11 protein-coding genes and 1 riboswitch are annotated in these 12810 nt (G+C 43.3%); of the genes, 10 read left to right on the top strand and 1 reads right to left on the bottom strand.

From position 1 onward, the window contains the following. Positions 1-229: 229 nt before the first annotated feature. The 8 genes from gdhA to MHI23_RS17905 all read left to right on the top strand — a co-directional run bounded on the left by gdhA (position 230) and on the right by MHI23_RS17905 (position 8076). Positions 230-1600 (top strand): NADP-specific glutamate dehydrogenase, encoded by a 1371-nt coding sequence (gene gdhA, locus MHI23_RS17940; protein WP_125586870.1) that lies wholly within the window; start codon positions 230-232, stop codon positions 1598-1600. A gap of 82 nt (positions 1601-1682) precedes the next feature. Continuing rightward, positions 1683-1796: a hypothetical protein gene (locus tag MHI23_RS17935; RefSeq protein ID WP_223251037.1), complete on the top strand. Its 114-nt coding sequence runs from the start codon at positions 1683-1685 to the stop codon at positions 1794-1796. 349 nt (positions 1797-2145) lie between these two features. Beyond that, complete coding sequence (locus MHI23_RS17930; protein ID WP_041108350.1) at positions 2146-4089, top strand: BglG family transcription antiterminator; 1944 nt, start codon at positions 2146-2148, stop codon at positions 4087-4089. A 122-nt stretch (positions 4090-4211) separates the two neighbouring features. Next, on the top strand, positions 4212-4517 hold the full coding sequence (locus tag MHI23_RS17925; protein ID WP_024423869.1) for a PTS sugar transporter subunit IIB: 306 nt from the start codon (positions 4212-4214) through the stop codon (positions 4515-4517). Between the two features lie 14 nt (positions 4518-4531). Beyond that, entirely contained in the window at positions 4532-5881 is a 1350-nt protein-coding gene (gene celB / locus MHI23_RS17920; RefSeq protein WP_342492135.1) for a PTS cellobiose transporter subunit IIC, read from the top strand. Positions 5882-5907: 26 nt separating this feature from the next. After that, a complete protein-coding gene (locus MHI23_RS17915) occupies positions 5908-6234 on the top strand; it encodes a PTS lactose/cellobiose transporter subunit IIA (RefSeq protein ID WP_025093804.1) in 327 nt (108 codons plus the stop codon). Next, positions 6231-7559 carry a 6-phospho-beta-glucosidase gene (locus MHI23_RS17910; protein ID WP_342492134.1) on the top strand — a complete coding sequence of 443 codons (1329 nt, stop codon included), beginning with the start codon at positions 6231-6233 and terminating at the stop codon, positions 7557-7559. The genes MHI23_RS17915 and MHI23_RS17910 overlap by 4 nt, the downstream gene beginning before the upstream one ends. Before the next feature lie 118 nt (positions 7560-7677). Next, the gene (locus tag MHI23_RS17905; RefSeq protein ID WP_342492133.1) at positions 7678-8076 is read left to right on the top strand and encodes a hypothetical protein; all 399 of its coding nucleotides are present in this window, start codon (positions 7678-7680) and stop codon (positions 8074-8076) included. Between the two features lie 316 nt (positions 8077-8392). Here the strand turns inward: MHI23_RS17905 and MHI23_RS17900 are convergent, their stop codons facing one another. Beyond that, positions 8393-9484: a branched-chain amino acid aminotransferase gene (locus tag MHI23_RS17900; protein WP_024426445.1), complete on the bottom strand. Its 1092-nt coding sequence runs from the start codon at positions 9482-9484 to the stop codon at positions 8393-8395. 367 nt (positions 9485-9851) lie between these two features. On the opposite strand from MHI23_RS17900, the gene MHI23_RS17895 reads away from it, so the two are divergent. After that, a complete protein-coding gene (locus MHI23_RS17895; RefSeq protein WP_125586862.1) occupies positions 9852-11279 on the top strand; it encodes a right-handed parallel beta-helix repeat-containing protein in 1428 nt (475 codons plus the stop codon). Between the two features lie 97 nt (positions 11280-11376). Continuing rightward, positions 11377-11486, top strand: a riboswitch (SAM riboswitch). Between the two features lie 166 nt (positions 11487-11652). Then, a complete protein-coding gene (locus MHI23_RS17890) occupies positions 11653-12771 on the top strand; it encodes a sugar ABC transporter substrate-binding protein (protein WP_125586860.1) in 1119 nt (372 codons plus the stop codon). Positions 12772-12810: the final 39 nt, after the last annotated feature.

Below are 12810 nucleotides of genomic sequence, written 5' to 3'. Positions count from 1 at the left end.
AACGGGACGAGAAACATCCGCTCGTTCGTTTCTAGCACATTAGTCATTCCTTGAGCGCTTATTTTTAAAGACAATCGCTGCGGCTGCTTGATCTATCTCAATTCGGCATCATTTTCATCTGTTATCAATATTGATCAGATTTTACAATTGGTGTTAAATTAGTCTCAATATGCGTTAGAAAATCTAACAATTAAATGTGTGAAGATATCTACAAGGAGGCAGATGCGACATGTTGACCTTAGATCGAGCAGCACAAACAGCACAAAGCTACATCCACCGTGTGTTAGAAGAGGTGGAAAAACGAAATCCCGGAGAAGAGGAATTCCAGCAAGCCGTAAAAGAAATTCTGGAATCACTCGTCCCAGTTTTTGCAAAGCATCCAGAGTATGAAAAACAAGGCATTTTAGAACGGCTCATTGAGCCTGAGCGGCTTGTGGTATTTCGAGTGCCATGGGTAGACGATGAGGGCAAAGTACAAGTCAATCGAGGGTTTAGGGTTCAATTCAATAGTGCCATCGGTCCTTATAAAGGAGGCATTCGTTTCCATCCAACCGTCAATGCAAGCATTATCAAGTTTTTAGGGTTTGAACAAATCTTTAAAAACGCACTGACTGGTATGCCGATTGGCGGAGGGAAAGGCGGATCGGATTTTGATCCTAAAGGGAAGTCTGATGGAGAAATCATGCGTTTCGTTCAAAGCTTTATTAGTGAACTCGGCCGATATATTGGACCTGATCAAGATGTGCCAGCAGGTGATATTGGTGTAGGAGCACGCGAAATTGGCTATATGTTCGGACAATACAAGAAAATGCGCGGTGCTTATGAAGCGGGTGTACTCACAGGGAAAAGCCCTGGATTCGGAGGCAGCTTAGCGAGAAAAGAGGCGACAGGCTACGGACTGGTGTACTTCATGGAGGAAATGCTGAAAGCACATGGGCTCCAATTTGAAGGACGTTCTGTTGTTGTGTCGGGCTCAGGAAATGTGTCTATTTATGCAATGGAAAAGGTAATCGAATTAGGCGGTAAGGTTGTGGCTTGCAGTGATTCAAGCGGAGCGATTTATGATCCTCAAGGAATTTCGCTTGAGACCATCAAGCAGCTCAAGGAAGTCGAGAATCAGCGGATTGGGGCATACATAGACATTCACCCGCATGCTGAATTAATTGAAGATTGCGAACAAATTTGGTCCGTTCCTTGTGATATTGCGCTGCCATGTGCAACACAAAATGAAATATCAGAGGCGCATGCACAGCAGCTTGTGGCAAATGGTGTCATCGCTGTAGGAGAGGGAGCCAATATGCCATCCACTCTTAAGGCAGTCAAAGTATTTGAAGAGAATCGTATTTTGTTTGCGCCAGCAAAAGCGGCCAATGCTGGAGGAGTAGGTGTATCAGCACTGGAAATGGCACAAAACAGTGCAAGAATATCTTGGACATTTGAAGAAGTAGATGCTCAGCTGAAACAAATGATGCAGTCTATTTATCGTCAGTGTACAGAGACAGCAGACGAATATGGACACTCAGGAAACATCATGGTTGGAGCAAATATTGCAGGATTTCGTAAGGTGGCAGATGCCATGATCGCACAAGGCGTGATTTAACTCCTGCTCTCCCGCACCTGTTTATTTCATGACAAGATGGGGAATCGTCCTTTAAGAATGACAATAAGGAGGCGCGGGAGAAATGAAAAAATGGCTGAAACAAATTGTCAAATGGGCACCTGTGATTTATCCATTGGTGAGAAAAATATATAAAGAGCGAAAAGCATCTAAACGTCGTAACGTATCAGCCGGATAATCCGGCTTTTTTTTATGCAAACATACAGAGCCTGTGTACAGGGACATTTGATCATGCAGCAGGTACGCATGAAAAAAGATTGGTTGTCTTTACCCAGCTGATCTCTTCATAAAAAAGGCGGGTACACGATGGTGTACGCCTTTTTTTCGTGGTTTTCGAAAGCATCTTCAAAAAAGATTCATAGGACATTAGATGTGGTTAGTTGTATAAATAGGGGCATTTGTCATATATATGAGTTGGCAATTTTTATTTCTTTTCAGTAGAATATGAGTAATGAAGAGAACTGCAAGCGTATACAACCTGTCCAAACAAGGCAGATTCTCCACCCCTACATAAGGAGGCCGATCTGATGCTGAGTAAAAGACTGGCGCACATCTTAAGTCAGCTCATGGCAGCTGAGACCCCGCTCACAAGCGCTGCACTTTCTGCCAGTTTACAAGTGACAAGCCGCACCATTCGTACAGACATAAAAGAACTGAACGACCGTCTTGCCCCTTATCGAGCGGCAGTAACGGCTGTTAGAGGAGCTGGTTATGAGCTGCTGATCAACGATGAGAATGCCTTTCGCCGTTTTATGAAGGAGGAGGTCGAGCAGGAAGAGCCGCTTGCTGTGCTGCCAGAGGAGCGTGTTCGGTTTATTTTAAAAAGGCTTCTTTTGGCAGAATCCTATGTGAAGCTGGAGGATTTACAGGAGCAGCTGTTTATTAGTAAATCAACGATGAGCAACGATGTGAAATCGGTCAAACGTAAGCTGGAGCCCTTTGATCTGAAGCTGGAAGCGAAGCCGAGCAAAGGCTGCCGAATCAAGGGATCAGAGATGAAAATCCGTTATTGTATGTCAGAATATTTATTCAATGAACGTCGTTCTTATCAAACGATGCTGAACACAGCTGTTACCATTTTGCCAAAGCATGAACTCGAATTGATCCAGAAAACAATGATCAATTATATCAATGAGGAAGGTATGAATCTATCAGACATTTGCATGAATAATTTAATCGTTCATGTCGCCATTGCCTGCAAACGAATTAGACACGGAAACTATGTATCTGTTCTTCCAGAGGAAATCAGTGAAATTCCCCGGGCAAAGGAATATAAGGTCGCTAAAAAAATGGTGGAGCGCCTTGAAGGGCTGCTGGATGTCTCATTTCCACAAGAGGAAATCGTCTATATCACCATTCATTTGCTAGGAACAGCCAAAATGGTACAGTCCTTTTCCTCGAGCGGTCAAAAACAAATTGTAGATGATGACACGAGCCGGCTTGTACAGCTCATGCTGAAGGCTATTGATCAAAAACTGCAGCTTGATTTAGCAGGTGATACGGAACTAATGATTGGACTCAGTCTGCACTTAAAGCCTGCCATCAACCGATGTAAATATGGAATGAACTTAAGAAATCCGATGCTTGATGAAATAAAAGCGGGGTATCCCCTTGCTTTTGAAGCGGGGATTATCGCCAGCAGGGTCCTTGAAGAAGAGGAGGGGCTGAGTATTCATGAGAACGAAATCGGATATATGGCGCTTCATTTTGGTGCGGCTTTAGAGCGTAGGAAAATGGAGATCCCGCCGAAGCGGTGTCTCATTGTCTGTGCGTCTGGTGCAGGGAGTGCAAGGCTGCTGCAGGATCGTTTGCGGTCACAATTTGGGTCAAAGCTGACCATTTTAGGAACAGCAGAGCTATATTCGCTTCCGCATGTCTCTTTGCATGCCTTGGATTTGATTATTACAACAATCCCAATTCATATGGATTTACCGGTTCCAGTCATTCAAGTGAACACCATTTTGGGAGGCGGTGATTTTTTAAAAATTGAAGAAGCCCTGACAAGTGAAACAAGGGTGACATTGGCCTCTCAATATATGAAAAAGGAATTGGTTTTTACAAAACGAGCTTTTCACACAAAGGAAGAGGTCATCACCTTTTTAACGCAAAAAGTCATCGATATGGGCTTAGCGCCAGCTGAGCTCACACCATCTGTCATGGAAAGAGAAGAAGCTGCCCCTACCTCTTTCGGGCATTATACAGCGATCCCGCACCCGATGACGCCGCTGACAGATGAGACGTTTTGGGCGATATGTACATTAGAAAAACCAATCATTTGGGGAGAGAAAAAGGTTCAATTTGTCTGCCTGCTTTGTGTCGAAAAAGAGAATGCCAAAGATTTAAAAGGCATGTACCGCCTGCTGGGTGAGCTTGTGCATAATGTGAAATTCATTCAGCATCTGATCGCCTGTGATACATTTGAAGACATGCTTGATATCATGTATAAAAAGGTTCCTTCGTACAAGAACTAACTGTGTGATATTAACTTTTTCCGCTTCCTAAAGGAAAAAGTATGGGTGTTTATGAAAGCGGTTTCATAATATGATGAAAGTGTAAAGAATAGCTTCACACTTTGAAAAGGGGGCGTTTACACATGAACATCTTATTGGTTTGCGCAGCAGGTATGTCTACAAGCTTACTTGTCACAAAAATGGAGAAAAGCGCACAAGAACAAGGAAAAGAATATCGTATTTGGGCAGTATCAGGAGATTCTGCGAAAAATCATATTGATCAAGCCGATGTGCTTTTATTAGGACCTCAGGTTCGATATTTATTACCGCAAATGAAAAAGCTCGGAGAAGAAAAAGGAATCCCAGTAGACGTGATTAATACTGTGCATTATGGCGTATGTAATGGCGCTGAGGTTTTAAAATCTGCTGAACAGTTAGTGAACGGATAAAGGGGGCGGAGGGGATGAATGGATTCAACCGATTTCTAGAAGAGAAGGTCATGCCGTTTGCAGGGAAGATTGCCGCTCAAAGACATTTACAAGCATTGCGTGACGGAATTGTTTTAACCATGCCTCTCATTATTGTCGGTTCACTGTTTCTCATTTTAGCTAACCTTCCGATCCCAGGATACAGCGATTTTATGGCAAGTATCTTTGGAGCAGAATGGGCCACGAAACTATCCTATCCTGTGAATGCAACCTTTGACATTATGGCACTTGTTGCGACCTTCGGGATTGCTTACAGGCTTGCTGAAAAGTATGCCGTTGATGCGCTATCATGTGGTGCGATCGCTGTTGCGGCTTTCCTTTTGGCTACACCATATCAAGTACCTTTCACACCTGAAGGCTCAACGGAAGCTATCCTAGTAGGCGGGGGAATTCCTGTCACACTGATGGGCAGTAAAGGTTTATTCGTTGCCATGATTATTGCCATGCTTTCAACCGAAATTTACCGCTTCATTGTACAGCGGAACATTGTTATCAAAATGCCTGATGGTGTACCGCCAGCAGTCAGTAAATCGTTTATTGCACTTATTCCAGGTTTTGTGGTCATCACCCTGATCTGGGTCGCTAGACTTGTGATTGAGATGACACCTTTTGAGAGTATTCATAATATCATCACGGTCTTAATTGGCACACCGCTATCGATTCTTGGTGGCAGCTTAGGCGGCAGTATCGTTGCGATGGGTGTGCAAATGCTCCTCTGGGCATGTGGTATTCACGGAGCAACCATTGTCGGCGGCGTCATGGGGCCAATTTGGCTTGGTGCAATGGATGAGAACCGTCTTGCATTCCAAGCAGGAGAAGTACTGCCGAATATTTTCACAGCGCAGTTCTTTGAAATCTTCATCAACGTCGGCGGAAGCGGCGCAACGCTTGCTTTGGTGCTGACCATGATCTTACGCGCCAGAAGTAAACAAATGAAACAGCTGGGCCGCCTTGCCATTGGGCCAGCCATCTTTAACATCAACGAACCGATCATTTTTGGAATGCCGATTGTCATGAACCCAATGCTCCTCATTCCGTTTATCCTTACGCCAATCATGATGATCATCACCACATATATCGGAATGAGCACAGGGCTTGTGGCAAAACCAGCCGGGATCGCTGTCCCATGGACCATGCCGCCAATCATTTCAGGCTATCTCGCCACAGGAGGCAAAATCTCTGGTGCTGTCATGCAGCTGATTAACCTTGCGCTGTCATTTGCTCTATACTACCCATTCTTTAGAATGTGGGATAAGCAGAAATTGAAAGAAGAAAGTGAGCTAGAAACAAAAGCATCAACTGATGAAAATGTCGTCAGCATGTAATAGAGGGAACAAGGGGGATGCGGCCGATGGAAATGGAACAAATTGTGTTTCAACTCATCCTGCACGGCGGAAATGGCAGAAGCTCCGCGATGGAGGCCATTACATGTGCAAAACAAGGAAACTTTGATGAGGCGAAGCAAAAATTGCAGGACGCACAAGACGCGTTAAATGAGGCGCATCACGCACAGACAGAGCTGATCCAAGGAGAAATCAGGGGCGAAAAGACGGAAATTAGCCTCTTAATGATTCATGCGCAGGATCATCTCATGAACGCAATGACCGTCAAGGAGCTAGCAGCGGAAATCATCGAACTCCATGAAAAAATGAAGCAACTCGGAGGTGTCAATTCATGAAAGAAGGAATCAAAATTGTCACAATAGGCGGTGGATCGAGCTATACGCCTGAGCTCGTCGAAGGGTTTATTAAACGATATCATGAATTACCTGTAAAGGAATTATGGCTTGTGGATATTGAAGCAGGTCAGGAAAAGTTAAACATCGTAGGCGCTCTGGCGAAACGTATGGTTGAAAAAGCGGGTCTGCCGATTGAGGTACACCTGACTCTTGACCGCCGGGAAGCCTTGAAGGATGCAGATTTTGTGACGACACAATTTCGTGTAGGACTGCTGGAAGCACGGGCAAAGGATGAGAGAATACCGCTTAAATACGGCGTCATCGGTCAGGAAACGAACGGACCAGGCGGTTTATTTAAAGGCCTTCGGACCATCCCAGTCATTCTAGACATTGTGAAGGATATGGAAGAGCTTTGCCCAGACGCATGGCTTGTGAACTTTACAAATCCAGCGGGCATGGTCACTGAAGCTGTTTTACGCTACACGAATCTAAAAAAAGTGGTCGGTCTATGCAATGTACCGATTGGGATCAAAATGGGGATTGCCAAAGCGCTTGATGTAGACGTTGAACGCATCGAGGTACAGTTTGCCGGTCTCAACCACATGGTCTATGGATTAGACGTATATTTAGACGGAGTCAGCATTATGGATCAAGTGCTTGATGAACTAGGAAATCCGAACAGCCAGTGGTCCATGAGAAACATTGAAGCGAAAAACTGGGAGCCTTCTTTTGTGAAAGGATTAGGGGTCATCCCATGTCCGTATCACCGCTATTACTATAAAACGAAAGATATGCTGGAAGAAGAGCAAAAGGCGGCTCAAGAGAAAGGAACACGAGCAGAGGTTGTACAGCAGGTCGAGCAGGAATTATTTGAGCTTTATAAAGATCCTGATTTGTCCATTAAACCACCACAGCTCGAAAAAAGAGGCGGGGCCTATTACAGCGATGCGGCCTGTAACTTAATCAGCTCCATCAATAATGATAAGCACGACGTTCAACCAGTCAATACAGTGAACAGAGGGGCGATTGCCAGCATTCCGGCTGAATCAGCGGTTGAAGTAAACTGTATCATTACGAAGGATGGACCAAAACCAATCGCGATAGGTGATCTGCCTGTAGCTGTAAGAGGACTCGTTCAACAAATCAAATCATTCGAGCGTGTGGCAGCAGAAGCGGCTGTGACAGGAGATTACGAGACAGCTCTTGTGGCGATGACCATCAACCCGCTCGTCCCATCTGACGACATTGCAAAGCAAATTTTAGACGAAATGCTCGAAGCGCATCGTGAACATTTACCGCAATTCTTCAAATCCGTCAATGCTTAACACATAATGGCCCCTTCATGGGGTCATTTTTTATGATTGCCCCATATGGAAACTGGAGAAAGAAGTGTATGATTAGAAAAAACAGCATGTATGGCTTCAAAGAAAGGACTGTTGGAATATGGTTGCAATTGGTTTAATGTTTTACGGGTTTGTCGTACAGCCTGTCATGAGTTATGGTACAGTAATCTTGTTTTTGTATGGTCTTATTGCTACATTTGTTGGCCTCATTCGGCATAAGGAATATGTGTTGATCTATGTTCTCCGCCTGCTCGTTTGTTTTACCATTCCGGTGACCAATCTGTTGATGTATTTTGCAACGATTGGAGGAGATGCAAGAAAATTTGATTTCCAGCCAATGCCGCTTGTTTATTATCTTGTTTTTATCCTGGAAATCATGATCATCTTTTTGCCAGAGATCTTTTTACTGATCGAAAAAAAGCGGAGCATCAAAAGGAAACAGTGGATATACACAGGGGCGATTGTCGGGGTGTCGGTCTTGTTTTGGTGCACGATTTGATGGGAAGCAGACGGGTCAACTAAGTCTATTTCGCCTTTTTTTCTGTAACTTCTTTCGTCTGACCTTCACAAAAGTAATGGAAAGAGCAAAGGTAGAAATCCCAAGCGCCTTAAATAGAAACCGGGTGAGGAACGGTGAATCGTCGAAACCAGTGGCGACGATCATCGATCCGATGCAGATTCCAAAGAACGCTAGTAGATAAGTAAAAAACATACCATCACTCTCCTTATTCATGTGTATTTACCATTATAAGGGATGAAAGAGAGGTAAATAAACAAAAAAGAACCCTTCATGATTGAAAGGTTCTTTTATATGCTTATGCTTGCTTGACGACTGAGTCAACTTCAACTGTCCAGCCGAAGATGTCTGGCTGTGTCCCTTTTTGGATGCCAGTGATAGCTTCGTACAATTTCTTCGATACTTCGCCTGTTTGACCATTTTGGATCACATATGGCTGATCATGATAAATTAATTCTCCTACAGGAGAGATGACAGCTGCCGTTCCAGTCCCGAAAATTTCTTCAAGCTCGCCAGATTGATGTGCTTCAATTAACTCATCAATTGAAATTTTGCGCTCTGTTACTGGAATTCCCCAATGCTTTAACAGCTCAAGCACAGAGTTACGTGTGATGCCTTCTAAAATGCTGCCGTTCAATTCAGGCGTCACGATTTCTCCGTTGATTTTAAAGAAGATATTCATGCTGCCGACTTCTTCAATGTATTTTTTCTCGACCCCATCAAGCCAAAGAACTTGTGAAAATCCTTTCGTTTCAGCAACTTGCTGTGCTTTAAGGCTTGAGGCATAGTTTCCAGCTGTTTTGGCATTTCCTGTTCCACCCTTAACGGCACGGACAAACTCATTTTCAACTGCAATTTTGACCGGATGAATGCCTTCTTTATAGTATGATCCCACTGGAGATAAGATAATGAGCAGCTTATACGTGCTAGACGGTGCAACGCCTAAATATGGCTCAGTGGAAATAATGAATGGACGAATATACAAGGAAGTGCCCTCTGCATCAGGTACCCAATCCTTATCAATACGAATGAGTTCATTTAAGCCCTCTAATACTGTTTCTGTATCAATTTGCGGAATACACAGGCGGTCATTGGATCTGTTTAAGCGCTCCATGTTTTTTTCCGGACGGAATAAGAGAATTTTTTGATCCTCAGAAACATAAGCCTTCAAGCCTTCAAAAACAGATTGACCATAATGGTAGACCATCGAAGCTGGGTCCATTGGAATGGCCTGATAAGGGATAATTCTTGGATCGTACCAGCCTTTATCAACTGAATAATCCATCACAAACATGTGATCTGTGAAGATTTTTCCGAATTCAAGTTGATCAGATTGAGGTTTTGGTTTTTTTGTTGAACTAAGTTCAACGCGGATGGGTTGTTTTGGCATTGTAAATCTCCTTGCTGTTTGATTATTTGAAAATTCTAATAATATGAAATAATTATGATTCTATTCTATACCTTCAAAAAATATTAGCAATAGGTTTTCTGGAATTCAGACAAGAAAAATCTGTTAAAGCGCTTTCCTTTTCTCTGCTGTCAGTTTGGCTCCTGTCACCCCTTTTTAAAAAGAAATAAAATCCAAATACATTATTAACTGATTAATCTGACAATTTAAAAACGAGTGGTTTTCCTGTAAGATATTCTTTCAACCATACACCTTTTGACTAGTACATTGCAAGGGACATCGTCATATTTTAATCCTCTTTTTTTTAACCGATAAAGGAAGAAGAGAAGAGAAAGGAGCAAACAACAAGATGAAACGAGCGATACCAGTCATTTTACTCATTTTATTCATGACCGTGATCAGCTTTGGCTGTCAGGCGATGACAGATGAGGCTGGCGCTAAGCAAAGCACAGCCTATTACGTAGCGGTAAACGGAAGCGACAAAAACCCGGGAACAAAGCAAAAACCTTTCCGCACGCTGAAAAAAGCAGCAAGTATGGCGAAGGCTGGGGCAACCATTTACATGAGAGGCGGTACATACAAAGAAAAATTGATTGTCCGCCATTCAGGAACAAAGAAAGCACCCGTTGTCTTTCAAGCTTACGGAAAGGAAAAACCTGTGATTAGCGGGGCTTCCCTAAAAGGAAATCAAGCCGATGGAGGTCTTGTCACGATCGATCAAAAGAGCTACATCACCATCAAAGGCCTGACTGTAGGACACCTTAAGACGAATAAAGAAGATTTGACACCAGTTGGTATTTTCATCAAAGGAAGCGGTAAAGGCGTCAAATTGCTTAATAACCGAGTGTATGATATTCAGACGAAACATAAAAATGGAAATGCACATGGAATTGCTGTCTATGGGACAAAAGCTCCTGCAGCGATTGAAGACATTGAAATCAAAGGAAATACCGTTGAAAAATTAAAGCTGGGCTTCAGTGAAGCGCTTGTGCTAAATGGAAACGTCAAAAAGTTCCGTGTGACACATAACACGGTCCGGCACAATGATAATATTGGCATTGATTTAATTGGTTTTGAGAACGTAGCACCCTCTAAAAAGTATGATCAAGTGAGAAATGGGGTCGTCTCTAGAAACAAAGTATATGAAATTACGAGTGCAGGGAACCCAGCCTATGGCAGCGACATCTCCGCTGGCGGAATTTATGTTGATGGCGGAAAAGACATTGTGATCGATCATAACATCTCACATCACAACGACCTGGGGATTGAAGTCACAAGCGAACATAAAGGAAAAATGGCGGACCGTATCCGTATCGAACACAATCAAGTATATTTAAACCGTTATACAGGCATTTCTATTGGCGGCTATGATAAGAAGCGGGGCGGTACAACCCATACGACGATTTCACATAATACTTTGTACAAAAATGACACAGCCGGCTTAGAAGGCGGTCAATTGCTGATGCAATATCAAGCAGTGAACAATCGAATCACGAATAATATCATGACAGCTAGTGCCTCGCATTACTTAGTCGTGAATCTTTATCAAGTGAACCAAAAGAATACCTTCCAGAAGAACGTTTATGATGACCGCAAAGGTGCGAAAGCATCACAGTGGGTATGGCGCGGGAAATGGTTGGAAGGCTACAAAACGTATCTTTCTAAAAGCGGCCAAGATAAAGGATCAGCACATCTCAACCCGCAATTTGTGAATGAGAAAAAATATGATTTCCGTCTGAAGAAATCATCACCTGCGAAGAAAATCATCGGAAGCTGATGATATTTTAGAAATTTTCAAAAAAGTCATTGACATTGATGTGACATCACATTAAAGTAAAGAAGACATTTCAACGAAAACAAATTTCATAACGGATCTCTTATCAAGAGAGGCAGAGGGACTGGCCCTATGACGCCCAGCAACCGTTTCTATTTTAGAAATTGGTGCTAATTCCTGCAAAGCTGTTACAGCTTTGACAGATAAGAGAGGAAGACTTCCCGATACATGTTTCATGCAACGGTGATCAAGCCTCTCTTTCCAAGAGAGGCTTTTTTTCGTCTCTTTTTCGAATCAAATGCCTGTTTTACAGGCGTATTTCTACTTTTTTACCTAGTTTTCCGATGTGAAAAAAACAACTCGAGGAGGAACAGCAATGAAGCGTAAGCATTTTACATCATTTCTTGTCTTATTAACGGCATTGACCGTCCTGTTAACAGGATGCGGCACCGGATCAAGTGCGGGCTCAAAGGCAAATACGAACGAAAAGGTTTCCTTTGATAATGTACCGAAGCGATTTGCAAAGGGACAGGGGGCAAAAATTAAAGTCATCCGCAAAATTGGAGGAGACGATCATACAGCTCAATTTTTAGCTGGAACGAAGGCAGAAGGTGAGGCACTCGGCTTTAAGGTAGATGTCTACACAGCAAATGGAGATACAGCGAAGTTTCATGATGCCATCTCTCAGGCGCTTGAAGAAAATTACGATGGCTTTATCATCTCTCACGGGGACGACGAGGCGACAGTCGCTGATGTGAAAAAGATCACAGCGAAAGGCATTCCAGTTGTAGCATTTGATTCGAATCCTAAGCTGAAGGACATCAAAGGGGTCACAGTGACATCTCAAGATGACGAACAACTAGCAAAAAAATCATTAGATGCGCTCGTGTCTGATTTTAAAGGAAAAGCAAATATTGCATACCTGTGGGTAGATGGATTCCCGCCAATGGTGAGACGAAATAAGGTCTATCAAGAAACGCTTAAACAACATTCAGGGATCAAGGAGCTTGACCGCTTTGGTATTGCCTCCTCTGATACCTCTGTTCAAACGCAAAATGCAGTAGCAGCCATGCTGAATAAGTATCCAAAGGGCGAGCTGGACGCTATTTTTGCCACATGGGATGCCTTTGCCATTGGAGCAGCAAGAGCGTTAAAGGAAGCAGGAAGAACAGAAGTGAAGATTTATGGGATTGATGTGTCAAATGCGGATCTTCAAGAAATGACGGCGAAGGACAGTCCGTGGAAGTACACAGCAGCGGTTGATCCGAAGCTCATCGGCGCCGTCGACGTGAGGATTCTTGCGAAGAAAATAGCTGATGAGAAAACACCATCTTCCTATGACCTTGAGGCCTCTCTCATCTCGCAAAAGCAGCTTCAGCAAGCAGGAAAAGCCATTAACATGGTCAATCTTGCAGACGAAGTGAAGGGATTCGGTTCATCGACTGCTTTTGAGGAAGATTGGATGAAGACCTTGAAGAAGCATTATACAAAATAAGTGACGTGCACTCTCTTTTCATAGAGGGTGTTTCGTTTT

It is taken from the genome of Bacillus sp. FSL M7-0003, assembly GCF_038628485.1.
Taxonomy (GTDB): domain Bacteria; phylum Bacillota; class Bacilli; order Bacillales; family Bacillaceae; genus Bacillus; species Bacillus safensis.
The sequence above is the reverse complement of the archived record's forward strand: the minus strand, read 5'-3'. Positions and strand labels throughout refer to the sequence as shown.